Annotated in this window: 15 protein-coding genes and 2 pseudogenes; 5 read left to right on the top strand and 12 right to left on the bottom strand. The window is 39.9% G+C overall.

The window, feature by feature from the left end; genetic code table 11:
- Positions 1 to 218 precede the first annotated feature (218 nt).
- The 3 genes from AUO94_RS05770 to AUO94_RS05780 all read right to left on the bottom strand — a co-directional run bounded on the left by AUO94_RS05770 (position 219) and on the right by AUO94_RS05780 (position 1,827).
- Positions 219 to 806, bottom strand: coding sequence for a hypothetical protein (locus AUO94_RS05770; RefSeq protein WP_237150183.1), 588 nt, complete (start codon positions 804 to 806; stop codon positions 219 to 221).
- Positions 807 to 980: 174 nt separating this feature from the next.
- Positions 981 to 1,496 (bottom strand): YehS family protein, encoded by a 516-nt coding sequence (locus AUO94_RS05775; protein ID WP_058386332.1) that lies wholly within the window; start codon positions 1,494 to 1,496, stop codon positions 981 to 983.
- 118 nt (positions 1,497 to 1,614) lie between these two features.
- On the bottom strand, positions 1,615 to 1,827 hold the full coding sequence (locus tag AUO94_RS05780) for a hypothetical protein (protein WP_058386333.1): 213 nt from the start codon (positions 1,825 to 1,827) through the stop codon (positions 1,615 to 1,617).
- 240 nt (positions 1,828 to 2,067) lie between these two features.
- Here AUO94_RS05780 and AUO94_RS05785 point away from each other — a divergent pair, with 240 nt between their 5' ends.
- The gene (locus AUO94_RS05785) at positions 2,068 to 2,580 is read left to right on the top strand and encodes a CarD family transcriptional regulator (protein WP_058386334.1); all 513 of its coding nucleotides are present in this window, start codon (positions 2,068 to 2,070) and stop codon (positions 2,578 to 2,580) included.
- A 62-nt stretch (positions 2,581 to 2,642) separates the two neighbouring features.
- Here the strand turns inward: AUO94_RS05785 and AUO94_RS05790 are convergent, their stop codons facing one another.
- The 3 genes from AUO94_RS05790 to AUO94_RS05800 form a co-directional block, all read right to left on the bottom strand.
- On the bottom strand, positions 2,643 to 3,107 hold the full coding sequence (locus AUO94_RS05790) for a MarR family winged helix-turn-helix transcriptional regulator (RefSeq protein ID WP_058386335.1): 465 nt from the start codon (positions 3,105 to 3,107) through the stop codon (positions 2,643 to 2,645).
- 193 nt (positions 3,108 to 3,300) lie between these two features.
- On the bottom strand, positions 3,301 to 4,284 hold the full coding sequence (locus AUO94_RS05795) for a tRNA dihydrouridine synthase (protein ID WP_058386966.1): 984 nt from the start codon (positions 4,282 to 4,284) through the stop codon (positions 3,301 to 3,303).
- A gap of 286 nt (positions 4,285 to 4,570) precedes the next feature.
- Positions 4,571 to 5,527, bottom strand: coding sequence for a sensor domain-containing diguanylate cyclase (locus tag AUO94_RS05800; RefSeq protein WP_058386336.1), 957 nt, complete (start codon positions 5,525 to 5,527; stop codon positions 4,571 to 4,573).
- A gap of 380 nt (positions 5,528 to 5,907) precedes the next feature.
- Here AUO94_RS05800 and AUO94_RS05805 point away from each other — a divergent pair, with 380 nt between their 5' ends.
- The 4 genes from AUO94_RS05805 to AUO94_RS05820 all read left to right on the top strand — a co-directional run bounded on the left by AUO94_RS05805 (position 5,908) and on the right by AUO94_RS05820 (position 9,876).
- Positions 5,908 to 6,630 carry a GntR family transcriptional regulator gene (locus tag AUO94_RS05805; RefSeq protein WP_058386337.1) on the top strand — a complete coding sequence of 241 codons (723 nt, stop codon included), beginning with the start codon at positions 5,908 to 5,910 and terminating at the stop codon, positions 6,628 to 6,630.
- A gap of 168 nt (positions 6,631 to 6,798) precedes the next feature.
- Complete coding sequence (locus AUO94_RS05810) at positions 6,799 to 8,226, top strand: YfcC family protein (RefSeq protein WP_058386338.1); 1,428 nt, start codon at positions 6,799 to 6,801, stop codon at positions 8,224 to 8,226.
- 44 nt (positions 8,227 to 8,270) lie between these two features.
- Positions 8,271 to 9,365 carry an NAD/NADP-dependent octopine/nopaline dehydrogenase family protein gene (locus tag AUO94_RS05815; protein ID WP_058386339.1) on the top strand — a complete coding sequence of 365 codons (1,095 nt, stop codon included), beginning with the start codon at positions 8,271 to 8,273 and terminating at the stop codon, positions 9,363 to 9,365.
- 163 nt (positions 9,366 to 9,528) lie between these two features.
- Positions 9,529 to 9,876, top strand: coding sequence for a DUF6568 family protein (locus tag AUO94_RS05820; protein ID WP_058386340.1), 348 nt, complete (start codon positions 9,529 to 9,531; stop codon positions 9,874 to 9,876).
- Between the two features lie 69 nt (positions 9,877 to 9,945).
- Here the strand turns inward: AUO94_RS05820 and AUO94_RS05825 are convergent, their stop codons facing one another.
- From AUO94_RS05825 to AUO94_RS05850, 6 genes and pseudogenes are all read right to left on the bottom strand, one after another.
- Positions 9,946 to 10,791 (bottom strand): DegV family protein, encoded by an 846-nt coding sequence (locus AUO94_RS05825; RefSeq protein WP_058386341.1) that lies wholly within the window; start codon positions 10,789 to 10,791, stop codon positions 9,946 to 9,948.
- A 361-nt stretch (positions 10,792 to 11,152) separates the two neighbouring features.
- Positions 11,153 to 12,646, bottom strand: a pseudogene (locus AUO94_RS05830) (BCCT family transporter); the annotation flags it as partial.
- 550 nt (positions 12,647 to 13,196) lie between these two features.
- Positions 13,197 to 13,703 carry a GNAT family N-acetyltransferase gene (locus AUO94_RS05835; RefSeq protein WP_058386343.1) on the bottom strand — a complete coding sequence of 169 codons (507 nt, stop codon included), beginning with the start codon at positions 13,701 to 13,703 and terminating at the stop codon, positions 13,197 to 13,199.
- Positions 13,704 to 14,078: 375 nt separating this feature from the next.
- Positions 14,079 to 15,572, bottom strand: a pseudogene (locus AUO94_RS05840) (BCCT family transporter); the annotation flags it as partial.
- A 63-nt stretch (positions 15,573 to 15,635) separates the two neighbouring features.
- Positions 15,636 to 16,079: a RidA family protein gene (locus AUO94_RS05845; RefSeq protein WP_058386345.1), complete on the bottom strand. Its 444-nt coding sequence runs from the start codon at positions 16,077 to 16,079 to the stop codon at positions 15,636 to 15,638.
- A gap of 19 nt (positions 16,080 to 16,098) precedes the next feature.
- Positions 16,099 to 16,839: an IclR family transcriptional regulator gene (locus AUO94_RS05850; RefSeq protein WP_058386346.1), complete on the bottom strand. Its 741-nt coding sequence runs from the start codon at positions 16,837 to 16,839 to the stop codon at positions 16,099 to 16,101.
- Positions 16,840 to 16,892: the final 53 nt, after the last annotated feature.

Below are 16,892 nucleotides of genomic sequence, written 5' to 3' on the forward strand. Positions count from 1 at the left end.
GTTCGATCAAAAACAATGGCACCTTTATGTATATTATGAAAATGTTCTAGGCTTCTGGCCGATCAGAATCCAGTTATGTATGCACTTGGTTTAGCCAAGACACTTGGGCAAAACCCTAACACCGCTGCCACTTCATCAGCTCGCTTGCGACTCAAAAAACCTATCTGGATTAAAAACTTCCGACAGGTTTTTCTATAAGTATACTGTCTTCTTCTTCTTTAAAAAAGACTTTGCAAATCCTTTACCGGCCGAGCGTCTGCTTGTCCTTCGTAACTAATAAATTCAATTTCTCCAATGCGCATGCCAGCATTGTATTCCCCGATAACTGTATCCAATAGAATAAAAGAAGCCGAGATAAATTCATCTTCATTTTCTTCAGTAAAACCTTTAATGTAAAGAATTAAATTCACTTCGTCGTTGGCGTTATCTTTTTCAAAAGTACAAAAGATGTCTTCCCATGCTAATTTAATATCGCCATACTCGATCGATACCTCTTCGTCTTGTCGCTGGCGAAAGGCGATAATCGTAAACGATTCAAATTCTGGAGCCTGACCAACTAGATCAATGACGTCATCAAATGCCTCAACCATGCCGTCCGCACTGATGATGAATTGTCGTTTGTCGTTAATTAAACGTTCACTAAGTTCAAACGCCAAATGTTTGTTAACCTTGTGCAATTTCTTTTCCAATTGATTTAATAGTTTGCTTCTACTCGACTCATCCAAGCGACTATAGACCTCTTTATTGTCTGCAAACCATTCCCAAAAAGCCGCCACTTTATTTTTTCTCTTCGGCAACCAATTCATCCTGCTATCCCCTTTGCACCCATCTATGATTTCTTCTTTCTATCATATCATTTTCACACGAAAGGGATAGTTCTTTTTATCCATGAAGAAAGTCTGCTTCTAAGCTATCCAGTCTACGACAATAAAAAAAACCTATCCACAAATCAGTAACGCTGACTCGTAGACACGCTTTTTTTATTTTCTGAATCTGATTGCTAATCCTTTTAAGAAGTTGCGTGCATAGCGATCGCCGCATTCTTTGTAATTTTTATGGCCAACTTTTCGGAGTAACGCTCCAAGTTCACCTTTTGTTACCGTAACTCCAGCTAAATCCCAAATCTCCAACATGTCTTCACTCGTTAGCTGTAAAGCAATTTTCACTTTTTTCAGCAGTAAGTTGTTAGAACGTTCATTGGTCACTGCAGAAACTTCAGTTTGCCCAGGTTTGGGCTCTTGACGTCCTCTTTTGAAAACGATAAATCCATTTAAAAAAGATTCAAATAGAGCGTCTTCTGCTTTAATATAGTCTTCTTCCCGGTCAATCCAAATACGATCTTCCTCTTCCTCTTCGCTATCTGGGGTTTTTGTCAGCACTTTTAATACTTCATCTTTGCTAAGTTCTATACCACCCAATTTGAAAATTTCGACCATATCCCTGTTTTTTATATCTAGTGCATAACGCAGTCTGATCAATAAATCGTTATTATCCATCTTTTCTTCCTCCTGTAGCTTGCTCATTATCGTCGTTATCCGAAGTCGATTCAATTCTAATGATAGCACATAATCCCCGGGTCATCGCACTTACGCGAAGACAGCAAAAAAGACAGGATTAAAACACTGTCTCGTGGTTTTCTTTATTTTTTACTTCTTTTAATTGTTCGACTTTCTCTTTCATATCTTGAATAATGTCCAAAGATTCTTTATCGTTCGTCGACTCTTCATAGAAAAACTGCAAATCTCGCTCCATATCTGCCAGACGTTCATTATAGTGTTTCAGTTTTTCGGCGATAATCAAACGCTTTGCTTCTTCTATACTCTTCATCTCTTGTTACCTCCACTTCGACAATCTACGAACAAGCTTTCCCCTTTATTCCCTACTTCTTCATGCTTTAATCCTTTTTTTGTGACAGTATTATGTCTGCACGAGCTTCAATAAAGAAGGAAAAGTAACGAATACATCTCTTTTGCCCCAGGCCCCTTTCTTTAATTGTCAACTAAGTTTACGATTTAAAGCATGTGTGCTATACTAGAATTAGTTGAGATACATTTTAGGAGGAAAAAAATGTTTACCATTGGAGATCACATCATTTATTCCACACATGGCCTATGTAGAATTAACGATATCCGTGATGAAACAGTTTCAGGTGTCACAAAGAAATATTATAAATTGCATCCTTTAGCGAATACGTTAGTGACCATCACTACGCCTGTCGATAACGATAAAGTCGTGATGCTGAAGCTTCTCCAAAAAGAACAAGCACTCGAAATCATTGAAATTTTTAAAAAGCCTGGAGTAGAGCCCGATCAGTCAACTGCTAAAGCGTTACAGCCTAAGCTCATTAATACAGGAGACCGCATGCAAATTGCGGAAATTGTTAATACGCTAATGCGCAAAAAGTTTGATACGCAGCTTCAGAAAGAAACTTTCTACGCGCATGACTATAAACTGATTAACAACACACAGATCATGCTCTTTAAAGAACTTGCTCACGCAATGGACACGAGCTTTGAAGAAATCAATCAAATGATTAACGACCTGATCACAGAAGATCAACCGTCGTCGACTGTTAACTAGACTAAAAAAAGATCTTGTTTCATCAATAAATTGATGAAACAAGATCTTTTTTAACATCCAAACTATATTCCCCAATCGGTCTTTAAAAGATCTTTGAGCATTTTCATTTGATCAGCACCAATTTTTTCTGCAATTTTATGTTCCAACTGAATTTTCAATGCTTCGTTTTTTTCGTAGTATTCTTCCCCTAACGTCGTGAGTCGAATGCATTTTTCTTTTTTATTGTTCTCAACATTTTGTACTTCTACCAATTCTTTAGTCACCAAGTTTTTAATGAATTTATGGATGGCCTGGCGAGAGATGTCTACATTTTTGGTAACATACGAAATAGTGGGCTGCTTTTTATAAATGCGTGCCATAATCTGCCATTCAGAGTTTGAAATGTGGATGTCACTCGTGTCATTCCATGCACGCTCTGAAATTCTCTGTGTTGAAATATGGCGTTCGCTCAATAAATCAATCAACTCTAAATTCTGCAATTCCACGTACGGGGTCAAACGGTTCACTCCAATCATTTGCTTCGCCATTTAATATACCGATTCTATCAGATGAAGTCAATTTGTGAAAATACTAGCGATTCCATAACTTTCTCTTCGTCATATCGTCCTAAAAAACCGCCTAGACATTCCACTTTTTGGAATACTCAGGCGGTTTCTTATGATGAAGATACCATTATTTCATTTCAAAAACACTTGCACAAAAGAATTCTATTGCGTTCTATTAGACAGATGTCAGCTCTTGCTCCTGCTTCTCAAAGTCGTTCAGCAATGCACGTACTTCATCTGTCGTTTCAGTATACATCAACTGATTTCTCAATTCACCAACGCCTCGTACTCCACGAACATAAATTTTAAAGAAGCGGCGCAACGGTTTGAATGCGATGGGCTGACTTTCTGTTGAGTAGTGGTCGTGAAGGTCTAGGTGTAGCCTCAGCAAGTCAAACAATTCTTTCGGGCTATGTTCTGTCGGTTCTTGTTCAAAAGCAAAGGGATTGTGAAAAACACCTCGCCCGATCATAACGCCGTCAACCCCATATTTATCGGCAAGTTCCTGACCCGTTTGACGATCCGGAATATCTCCGTTGATCGTCAAAAGAGTATCTGGCGCGATTTCGTCACGAAGTTTCTTGATTTCTGGAATCAATTCCCAATGTGCAGGCACTGCGCTCATTTCTTTTTTAGTCCGCAAATGAATCGATAAATTGGCAATATCCTGCTCAAATAGATGAGTCAGCCAGCCTTTCCACTCGTCCACGTCCGTATACCCAATTCTTGTTTTGACGCTGACAGGCAAGCCGCCTGCTTTTGCTGCCTGGATAATATCAGCTGCGTTGTCCGGATAACGGATCAAGCCACTGCCTTTTCCTTTGGCCGCAACATTTGGCACAGGACAACCCATGTTGATGTCGACTCCTTTAAAGCCTTGTTTCGCCATTCCGATGCTCATCTCTCGGAAATGCTCAGGCTTATTGCCCCATATATGAGCCACCATTGGTTGTTCGTCTTCAGTAAAGGTCAAACGCCCTCGCACACTAAAGATTCCTTCCGGATGACAGTAACTTTCCGTATTTGTAAACTCAGTAAAAAACACATCCGGTTTTGCCGCTTTTGCTATTACATGGCGAAACACTACATTCGTAACATCTTCCATCGGCGCCAATACAAAAAAAGGTCGTGGTAAATCACGCCAAAAATTCTCTTTCATATTCAAGTTCCAATCCTCTCATTAAAGGATGCAAGATCGATTCTTCATCCAAACATTATCATTCGATTTATACTAGCAATCTTTATTGTATCGTCATCTCATTTTTTCTTAACCTTATACAGTTTACACGAATCGTCCGTTTGTGGAAAGTGGCGGGGGTTGTATTGACAATGCTACGTTGTTTAATCGCTTGCTGACTTTAGATTGGCTAGTCATCGTACTACTTTTCATCATAAAAGCGTCAACTCGATTATAGAGTTGACGCTTTTAGCTTGGAAATCAACGATCACACGATCTTTTCTGTTTCAAAAAACTGATACGCGTTTTTCCCTGATTTCTTCGCTTGAAATAAAGCGAAATCCGCATTTTTAAGGAGTGTTTTCAAGTCAATTTCGCTGTTAATTGAGTACGTAGCAATTCCAAGACTTGCAGAAAGTTGAAAATCATCATCCCAAGTCATCAAACTATCCAGTAAACGTGTCGCCATTTCACTCAGTCGTTCTGCGCTAGTTGGTTGAGAGAAATGGATAACGAATTCATCTCCTCCTAATCTAACAGCAAAAACATCCTCATACCCATCGATAAATTTCAGAAGTCTGGATGCAACTTCTTCTAACACCATGTCTCCGGCGTCATGACCGTACAAATCGTTGACTCCTTTAAAGCCATCCAAATCTAGAAAGAACACTGTTCCTCCAGAATCGTGATGGTCTTCGAAAAATTTAGCAAGATAACGTCTATTGTATAGGTTGGTTAACACATCTCTATAAGCAAAACGCTCTAAATCCAAGTAATAAGAAAACATCCGAACAATTCGTTGAAGCAAGTGAATACTTTTCTCATCAAAACGGCTTACTTGATCATTCACTGCACACAATGTTCCGAATTTCTCTCCATTAACAAAAGAAATAGGGATCCCCAAATAAGATTTAATGTTGGCTTTTTCTAGTATATTCTTAAAATCACCTAAACTACTTTCTTTGCTGACGTCTTCATAAATCAACGGTTGTTTTGTTCCAAAATCAATGTGCTGACAAAGGGTATCATTAAGATTTACAATCGTACCTTCAGTGACATCAATGCTTGTATTATCATTTGATAATTTCAATATTACTTGCTGCGTATCATTAATAGAACTTAAAAAAATAAATTGCTCCGGCAAGATTTCTTTGGCGAGATCGAGTAAGTCAGTAGCTAGTTCATCAAAATTCTTGTACATTTCTAATTCTTGAAATATCGTCATCGTCAGGCACCTCGATTATCGTCATGTCCGTATTTTTAAGTTAACCAACTATCCATTTAATCGTATAAGTCTCACTAAAGCTTAACATAGACAGCGAATGGTTGTTAAACAACTTGCCCGCCTCTTGAATGACCCACTAAGTGATTATTGAAGACATTTAAGAGCTTCGTTTCTTGTCAGACACCTAGTGAAATAAATAGCAATACCCGAAAAAAGCTCTTTTATAGTTCAATTGATGGAGAGTCTGTGTTTACTTTTTATTGATAAAAGATAATTTTTGCCTAAAGACTCAATAAAAAAAAGCTTTACAATCAATAATTTCTCTTATATAGTAACTGAATAGTTATAACATTATAATCACCAGACAGAGGGTGGGATGCATGAAAATTGATAAAGCAGCAACAACTCCTCTTTATTCGCAAGTAGAGGTTATTTTAGAGGATAAGATTCTGACAGGAGTTTGGGACGAAGGCTTTCAGATTCCAACAGAAAACGAATTGGCAGAAACGCACGATGTTAGCAACATTACCATCAAACGAGCCATTATGAATTTAGTGGACAAAGGAATGCTCATGCGACAACGCGGACGCGGAACTTTTGTAACCAAACTGCCAACAGAGAAAAATATCCACAAATCAGAGTTTATCAAGATGAATGAAGAGATTAGCAGTTCTCATGATTTACTTGCAAGTGGTTTTCATCAAGCCTATCCTGGGGTAGCTAAGCAGTTAGGTTTGCCTGCAGACACTGAATTCGTCTATTTAGAGCGACTTGGCTATGAAGAAGGAGAATTGGTTTCGTTAGAGTACACTTATATTCCTCAGAATATCTGGCCCGCTATCGAACAGCCACCCAACAAAGATACATTTGTTTATGACGTTCTGAAAAAAACATGTGGAATTTCTCTAGCACGTTCGAAAAATTACTTTTCTGCAGCAGTCGCCAATGAAAAAGAAATGAAGTTGCTTGGAGTTCGTTCAAATACGCCGCTCTTTGTTTGGGAGCGCATTACGTACTCCACGTCCGGAGAGCCTGTTGAGTATTCTAAATTCGTTATGAAACAAGACAAAGACAAGTACTATGTAGAGTTAGAACTGACTTGATCGATAGAAAAAGTGATCTCTAATGTTGCCTACATCGTTTTATATAGAAACTAGTATCATTTTAGTTTCTATTATTATATAAAGTTATAATATTATACTTAATTAAGTTAATATGATTTTAAAGCTGAGTTACCTGTTTTTTATACATTTAGAAGGATGGTGGGTTACATGGAAAAGCACAGCAAGGGGAAAAATGAAAAACGAAAGTTGAAATTGAAAGCGCCTACAACAACTGCATTACTGATGTTCATCATCGTTCTTGTCGCATTATTAACTTATATCGTACCTGCAGGTCAGTACGAGCGAGCAATGGATGATGAAACCGGTAGAGAATTAATCGTTGCGGATAGCTTCTCTTATACAGAATCTTCACCTGTTGGGCCTGGCGGCGTATTGTCATCCGTGTTTAACGGCATCGTTGGCGCTGCTGAGATTATCGCATTTGTCTTGATTGTCGGTGGCGTCTTTGGGGTCATCGTTAAAAGTGGCGCCATTAATGCGGCGCTAGCTCGATTGATCCATCGCCTGAAAGGAAGAGAATCTCTTTTTATCGTCATTGCCATGACTGCATTTGCGATTGGCGGTGCGACGTTCGGAATGGCCGAAGAGACTTTGCCTTTTGTTGCGATTGTACTCGCTGCAACAATTGCGATGGGCTATGACCGAATTGTCGCAGTATCGATTGTGGTCGTCGGCGTGTATGCAGGATATTCTGCTGGTCCTCTCAATCCTTTTAACGTTGGAATTGCACAAGCTATCGCTGGATTGCCTCTTTTTTCAGGTATCGGCTTACGTACTATCCTAATGATTGGCGGATTGATCATCGCCATTCATCACACATTGAGATATGCCAAGAAAGTGAAACTGAATCCCAAAACAAGTCTCTTATCAGGAGAAACAGTCGAAGTCGAAACTGACGTTACATTGCTGGATAATCTCACCATGACCAAGCAACACAAAGCCATTATGATTATTTTGGGCTTATCACTTGTTTCACTCGTTTTCGGTGTATTGAAATACGGCTGGTACCTCGGAGAAATTTCTGCATTAATGTTACTGATGGGCATTATCGTTGGTCTTATTGCATTCAATGGTAGCTTTAATCAATTTACCGATGAATTTATGAAAGGTGCTGCTGAATTAACAGCTGCCGCCCTTATCATCGGCCTCTCTCGTGCGATTCTTGTCGTCATGGAAGAAGGACAGATTATTGATACTTTCGTTTATGCTGTGTCTACGCCGCTAGCAGGCTTACATAGTGTCTTTGCCGCTTGGGGCATGTACATTTCACAAGGACTTATTAACTTTGTTATTCCGTCATCTACAGGACAAGCTGCTGTTGTGATGCCGATTATGTCTTCTATTAGTGATGTGATTGGCATTAACCGTCAAATTGCCGTTCAGGCATTTCAATCTGGAGATGGCTATTGGAATATGATTACTCCAACACATCCAGTTCTGATGGCGGCACTTGGCATTGCAGCTGTTCCATTTGGTAAATGGATTCGTTTTGCAGGACCACTCGTATTAAAATGGACGATTTGGACAATGATTATTTTAGCAATTGGTGTATGGATTGACTGGGGTCCATTTTGATTCCAACTAGTAAAAGAAAAATCGCGAACTGGGAGTAGATAAAGATGAAAAAAAGCACAAAATGGACGATCTTAGGTGGCGGCAACGGCGGGCAAACAACAGCTGGGCATTTAGGAATAATGGGATTCGACGTGACACTGTATGACATTTTTGAAGATACGATTCAAGCCATTAAAAAACAAGGTGGCGTCTTTCTTGAAGATGCATTAACTGGATTCGGCAAAGTTAGCTGTGCCACAACGAATATCGAAGAAGCATTGCAAGATGCCGATATCGTACTGATCACAGTACCTGCTACTGCACATACTTTAGTTGCCAAGGCATGTGCAAAGCATTTGAAAGATGGGCAAATTATTGTCTTAAATCCAGCAGCCACATTCGGATCATTAGCATTTGAAAAAACTCTCCATGACGAAGGCTGTACAGCAAATGTGACACTGGCAGAAACAAACACGTTATTGTATGGTTGCCGCATAATCGAAGCCGGTAGAACTCAAGTGTTCGGACTGAAAAACCGAATTTTGATTGCGGCACTTCCCGCTACTGAAACGCCAAGAGTTGTGGCAGCTTTGCAAACGGCATTTCCGCAGTTTGAAGCCGCCGATAGCATTTTGGTAACAAGCTTTGATAACACCAATCCGATTTTGCACCCAGCGACAACATTGCTGAATGCCGGCACAATCGAATCCGATCGCGAATGGCATTTTTATATTGATGGCTTTACTCCATCCATTGGACGATTTGTTGAAAGCATGGATGAGGAACGGCTTGCAATCGGACGCGCTTTAGGTCTTGAGTTATTATCGTGTCGTCAGCAGCTTGAAGTTGAGTATGATGTTTATGAAAATAGTCTCGCAGAATCGGTACGGAATAATAGCGTATATCAGGATATTAAAGGACAAAAAACGCTTGATACACGTTACTTATCAGAAGATATTCCTATGGGCCTTGTGCCTTTCGTCGCTCTTGGCAAGTTGCTTCAATTACCGACAGCACGAATGGAAGTAATTATCGAGATGGCACAACTTGTCCTTGACCGTGATTTAATGACTCATGCAAGAACGCTTGAAAATCTTGGTATTGACGACATGACCGCCGAAGAATTTTTGCAATATGTCCAAACGGGTCAGCGATCTTAAAAACTGGATTTATACCTGGCAGCCGCATCCGAGTGGTTGAGTCTTAAAACAGACTGACCATTTCGAATTCCCTATTTCCTTACATCCGCTCAAGCATATTTTTTTCGTCTACACAGGCACTCCTGTACAATGAAGATAATAGAGAGAGGAGATTGATTTGGTAATGACGACTTACGAAGAAAACATAGCAGGTTTTGAAAAAATTGATTCCGCGAAAGCACAAGAATTGGTAAAAGGGGAAACCGAAGCCGTCATCTACGTTGGCAAGGCTGTATGTCCTTTCTGCCAAACTTTCGTTAAAAAACTAAAAGATGTTTCGGAGCAAACGAATACGCATATCTACTACGTGAACAGCGTAGAAGCAGCTGATATGGATGGCATTTCAGCATTCCGTAACCAATACAACATTCCAACAGTTCCTGGTTTCATCTATACAAAAGGTGACACGACAAACGTAAAATGTGATTCATCTATGAACAAAGCAGAAATCAAAGCTTATATGAATAAATAAGCTACTTCCAACAAAAAAGAAAAGACCGCTGATCCTAGTAGGAATCAGCGGTCTTTTTGTCTTTTAAACTTAATAAGTAACCCAACTCAATCCGGTCGTCCCTTCGCCCGCATGAACACCTACACAAACACTGAGTGCCATCACGTGTACGTTCAGATCAGGAAACTCTTGCACGAGCTCGTCTTTCCAGGTTGTTGCGTCTTCCTCGTTATTACAGTGAATCACAGCAATTTCTGGCACCGTGGCTATGGCCATATCTGCACGCAATAAAGACAGGACATGATCTTTCGCCCGCTTATTTGACCGTACTTTTTCGGTCATAACGGGTTTGCCATCTATGAAACTGATAACAACTTTAATGTTCAGTAAATTACTAATGAAGGTTTGTGTTCCAGAAACACGCCCACTTTTATGTAATTGGTTTAAGCTCGAAGGAATAAAAGACAGCTTCGATTTATCTGTCATTCTCGTAATAGTTGCCACTACTTCTTCTACGTCTTTGCCTTCTGCGAACAGTTTACTACCCATTTCAATCATTTTAATCATTGGAAAAGAACCAATTTTCGAGTCAATCGGATATACTTTAAAGTCGGTCATTTTTGAAGCGGCCTGTGCGCAGTCAATTGTCCCCGAAAGTCCACTTGATAGATGTACAGCAACTGCAAAATCATAGCCTTCTAATTCTAGTTTTTCGTATAAAGCAAGCATTTCTCCAATTGCTGGTTGTGAAGTTTTAGGTGAAAATTTTGATAAGCGTAATCTATCGTAAAACTCCTCTTGTGTGAGATCGACGGATTCTCTAAATGACCCATCAGAAAAAACAACACTTAAAGGCAGTACGTATACATCATGTTTTTGGATAAAAGCGTCGTCTAATTGTGCAGCTGTATCCGTAATCCAAGCTATTTTTTTCATTAAAAACTTCCCCTCTACATACAAGTTTCATATTGGAACTAGCTATCTACTAACGATAACTTACCTGACTGACAACGAGCGCACTAGTGACAGTTGTCATATATAGGAGAAGTTTTAAAAGCGCTGTCATATTTTGAACATATCTACCCTTTTGCTTTTTCTTGACAAAAAAACAGCCAGCAACGGATGATCCGTTGCTGGCTGTTTGAGTAGTTATTTCTAGTGTGTTTTTCAACATACATCCGTTAACAAGATGAGCATGAACTTAGTCTTTTAGTGAATTATCTTTTGTTTTCTTACTGACTACTGCTCTATTTTTCAATTTAGCAGTTCTGCCAAATTGATCTTCATACATAACTTTTGCTGCTTTTGGAGCAGACCAAAAAGTTGTCACTAAAAGCAGGGAAACCGGAATTGCTGTAACGACAATAAACGATTGAATCGCTTCAATTCCCCCTTCACTAATCATCAACAGCACAATTGCTACTGCCCCCATAATAACTGCCCAGAAAATACGCATCGATTTTGGCGGATGACCGTCTCCTGTTATCGCAACTGAAATGGTATAGGCCATCGAGTCCGCAGTCGTGACAACGAACAAAATGGTAACCAACAAGAACAACGGTGCAATGAATGAATCGAGTGGCAATTGTTGTGTAATGGCCATCATCGCAGCTGGCATACCCGAAGTGTTCAAAGCATCCGAAATAATGCCTGGTTCGGCTAGCTCATAAAACATCCCCGTACCTCCAACAACCGTAAACCAAAATGCCGTGACGATTGGTGCTGTGATAGACACTGCTAAAATCAATTCACGAATCGTACGTCCGCGCGTAATCGTTGAAATAAAGATCGCCATCATTGGACCATAACCAAGGAACCAACCCCAGAAAAAGATGGTCCAAGAACCTAACCACACTGAGTCTCCACGGAACGTACTCATGGCAAGAAATTCTTGAAGATGAACGCCTGTCGCCGCCAGGAATGTATTGAGGATAAAACCACCTGGTCCTAGTATCAAAATCGCAGCCATTAAGATCAGTGTAATAATAATATTTAAATTACTAAGAAATTGGATCCCTTTACGTAAACCTGAAATAGCCGAAATTGTAGCGATTATCACTACACCAATAATAATAATTACCTGCGTTAACAAGTTATTCGGAATTCCAAACAATACTTCCATTCCGTAAGCCGCTTGCAAGCCGAGAAACCCAATCGGTCCAATTGTCCCTGCTGCTACAGCAATGACTGCAGACGCATCAATAATCGTCCCAAGTGCACTATTTTTCATGATTTTTTCACCGAGTAAAGGATACAGCAAAGTACGCGGCTTTAACGGCATGCCTTTTTGGTAATGTGCATACATCAACACAATCGTTCCAAGTGTTCCGAGAATGGACCATGCCAGAAAGCCCCAGTGCAAGTAAGATTGTGCAAATGCAGGAATAACAGCACTCTCTGTAGCAGCTACTACACTTGCCCCAGCAAAATTAGGGGAAGGATCAAGAAAGTGGTACATCGGTTCAGCAGCGGCCCAAAATACCCCACCACCTGCTAGTAACGTCGTCATAATCATGGCAATCCATTTAAAATAAGCAACTTCCGGCTTTTCAAGACCCCCTAAACGAATGTTGCCGTATTTTGAGAACCCAAGGAAAAGTGCAATAAAAAACGTTCCTAAAAACAGCACTTGCCAAAATCCTCCGAAATATTTAACAGCAAATGCAAAAGATTGATTGACCATATTCGATACAAAATCTACATTGATAAATGACGCAAGTACAAAAGCAACGAGTAATCCCCCACTAATTAGCAGTACAGGCCAGTCTGTTCTCGATCTATATTTATTCAAAATAAAACCTCCTTTATCCGCATAAAATCTACATACATATTTCTAGCTGTTGTTTGGTTATGATATCCATTTTAATAGTTGCCGCAATCGACAGCATCTGCTGTACACAAGTGTCTAAGCAACCATCCATTTTTGTTTTCATCTACTTTTGTTGATCCTGTGTACTAGACAATTGACCTGGCAAATATGATAAGCTGTACCTCCATAAACAGTAATCGTTTCAATTGTTTCCACTCTTACTTTGCATAGAAAGAAAGAACTTTTCACTTGAAAGGTTTTTTGCAATAAGTATACAATTGTATATGATATACACACAATTTACCAACTCTTTCATCACTTACAATATGAATTGAAGAGATAGATTCAGTTAACATCCTTTTTACGGAAGTTCTATCATACAAACGCCCAAAACCAAGTAGTTATCTCTGAACATTAGCTTGTTTCTCTTTTGTTTATCCTTTAAATTCTACTTAAAACCATTTCCGCTCCTTTTATTAGTAAATACATTCAAAAAGTCTTTAACACGCTTTTATGCTAGGGATTTTTATCCTCATAAATAAAGTGCCATGGATAAGTTATCGTAATAACGTTCGCCGTCATAGACGTCTCGATAAAAAGTACCTTCTTGCTCAAACCCTACTTTCTTATAAAGTGCGATGCCACGCTCATTATCTGCACGCGTGACGAGTGAAATTTTTTCGGTTTGTCCATTTGTCTTAGCCCAATCGATTAAAGTATTCATCAATACGCGGCCTAGTCCATTTCCTGTATATGACTGACTAATCACAAGGCCCAGTGTTCCCACATGGCGATACCTAGGCTTAGAACTAGAATCAATTGTGCCGATCCCCAAAATCTCTTCTCCTTCTATTACAAGAAACATACAAGTACCTTTGAATTTTTTCATTTGTACAATGACTTGTGTCAGGCTCTCCGCAGACAGGGAATATTCATCATGACCAAATGACAAATAGTCTGTCTCTCCACCAACTCTATTATAAAACTCAATAATTTTCGTACCGTCTTCTGGCTGTGCACTCCGTATGGCATAGGTCACTATAACTTCCTTCTTTCTATTCGTTAAATGCTCTATCAAAGATGGTGATTGCAAAGTTTGGCAAACGTTTCACCAACCTTCCAAAAAAGATTCTCGTGTTACACTCGCTTTTAAATCAACACTCTTACTATACCTCAATAACGAGTAGCCGAACTTCAACATAAGCAGTAGTGAATACAACATTCAAAAGGCCGTCAATCCATTACTGGATTAGCGGCCTTTTGATGCAATGCATATTGCTAACTAACATATGCGAATCCATTGAAATTTCTAGCTTTCTTAGTCTTCTAATGAACTTGCAATCAGTTCATCAGCTATTGTCACTGGTTTCTTCTCTTTAACTGCTTTTCCAAACTGATCTTCATACATGATTTTCGCTGCTTTTGGAGCAGCCCAAAAAGTCGGTAGTAACAACAAGGAAACCGGAATTGCTGTAACAACAATAAACGATTGAATCGCTTGGATCCCGCCTTCACTAATCATTAACAGCACAACCGCTACTGCCCCCATAATAATTGCCCAGAACACACGCATCGATTTTGGCGGATGACCGTCTCCTGTTATCGCAACTGAAATGGTATAAGCCATCGAGTCCGCAGTCGTGACAACGAACAAAATGGTAACTAGCAGGAATAGCGGTGCTATGAATGAACTCAGTGGCAATTGTTGCGTAATCGCTACCATGGCAGCTGGTGTACCTGATGCATTCAATGCCTCCGAAATAACGCCTGGCTGAGCTAGTTCATAAAACATCCCCGTACCTCCGACAACCGTAAACCAAAATGCCGTAACGACTGGTGCGATAATGGACACCGCCAAAATCAATTCACGAATCGTACGTCCCCGGGTAATCGTTGAAATAAAGATCGCCATCATTGGACCATAGCCAAGGAACCAGCCCCAGAAAAAAATGGTCCAAGATCCTAACCACACCGAATCTCCGCGGAACGTACTCATGGCAAGGAATTCTTGCAAGTGAACGCCTGATGCCGCGAGAAATGTATCGAAAATAAATCCACCTGGACCCAGTAGTAAAATCGCAATCATTAGGATTAGCGTAATGATGACATTTAAATTACTAAGAAATTGGATTCCTTTACGCAAACCTGTAACAGCTGATATCGTAGCGATAACAACTACAGCGATGATAATGATTACTTGTGTCAACAAAGTGTTAGGTACCCCGAACAACGCTTCCATTCCGTAAGCCGCTTGCAAGCCGAGAAACCCAATCGGTCCAATCGTTCCTGCTGCTACAGCAATGACTGCAGACGCATCAATAATCGTCCCAAGTGCATTGTTTTTCATGATTTTTTCACCGAGTAAAGGATACAGCAAAGTACGCGGCTTTAACGGCATGCCTTTTTGGTAATGTGCATACATCAACACAATCGTTCCAAGCGTTCCGAGAATCGACCATGCCAGAAAACCCCAGTGCAAGTAAGATTGTGCAAATGCAGGAATAACAGCGCTCTCTGTACCGCCCACTACACTTGCCCCAGCAAAATTAGGGGAAGGATCAAGAAAGTGATACATCGGTTCAGCAGCGGCCCAAAATACCCCGCCACCTGCTAGTAACGTCGTCATAATCATGGCAATCCATTTAAAATAAGCAACTTCCGGCTTTTTGAGACCTCCTAAACGAATGTTGCCGTATTTTGAGAAGCCGAGGAAAAGTGCAATAAAAAACGTTCCTAACAGCAATATTTGCCAAAATGATCCGAAGTATTTTACGGCAAATGCGAAAGATTGGTTGACCATATTTGATACAAAATCTACATTGATAAATGCCGCAAGTACAAAAGCAACGAGTAACCCCCCACTAATTAGCAGTACAGGCCAGTCTGTTCTAGATCCATATTTGTTCAAAATAAAACCTCCTCTATCCGCATATGTTGTAACCGCTTACTTTTTAAAAAAAGTGGAGAAACTTTACTCCACTTCAACGATAATATCAATTTCAACAGCTGCTCCGCGCGGCAACATCATGCCAACTGCAGTTCGCGCATGCGTGCCAACTTCTTCACCAAACACTTCAACCAATAAGTCTGATGCGCCGTTCATAACTTTTGCCTGACCCGTAAAATCGAAAGCCGTGTTGATCATGCCGAGTAATTTGACGAATTTCTTCACTTTTGATAATTCTCCAACTTCTTCTTTAATCGTCGTTAACGCAAATAAAATCGCTTGTCTTGAAGCTTCATAGCCTTCTTCAATTGTTAAGGTATCGCCTACTTTGCCAATTACATCATAAGAAAGTGAACCGGATAAAAACAGTAAATTTCCTGTTCGAACACAAGAAATGTAATTCCCACCTTTTGCACGTTTTTCAGGTAACGCTAATCCTAGTTCTTTTAATTTCTCTTCTGGTTTCATCTGGATCACCTTGCCCTTTTTAAAGTGAGTATGCAATTTCTTTTGTTGCAGCTAATAAATTCGAGATATGTGGCTCCATCGTTTTACGGTTCCATCTAAAAAGTGGGCCGGATATAGAGATTGCACCAATGACGCGGTGTTGCGGATCAAATACCGGTGCCGATATCGCTGCTACATTGGTCGTAATTTCCTCTTCATTTGTTGCATATCCTTGATTTCTTGTTTCTTCAAGCAATTGCTCGATTCGACTTCTTTCTTCTGGTGGGCGTGTTGACAGCACACGCTCTTGTAATTCAGTTGACTGAAATGCAAGAATCGCCCGTCCGCTTGCACCGACATGAATCGGTAACCGTTTGCCCATTCCAACTGAACGTCTGATTTCTTGCTGACTTTCATACTCTAATACACAGATGCGCATTTGACCTGTTGGCATATAAAATCCAACTGTTTCTTCTGTTTCGTTGCGTAGCGACAACAGCCACGGTTCAACCACAGGGGCAATTGGCACTTCCGTTAAGATTTTATTGGCGTAATCTAAAAATACAGTTCCTAAAGAATATAATTTAGAGCGAGGATCTTGAAAAACCATGCCCTCAATTTTTAATGTTGTTAACAAGCGATGAACAATTGTCGTTGATAGCCCTAAGTCTTTACTAATTTCCCCGACACCTTTTGAACCTGATCCTTCATTCAAATAATTAATAATTGATATGGCACGTACTACTGTTGCTGATACTTCCGGCGTTTTTTTCACATTCATATACTCCTTTGCACTCTATTATGACTCATTATGTTACATGCAAATTAGTAAAA

The organism is Planococcus kocurii (genome assembly GCF_001465835.2).
Lineage (GTDB): Bacteria > Bacillota > Bacilli > Bacillales_A > Planococcaceae > Planococcus > Planococcus kocurii.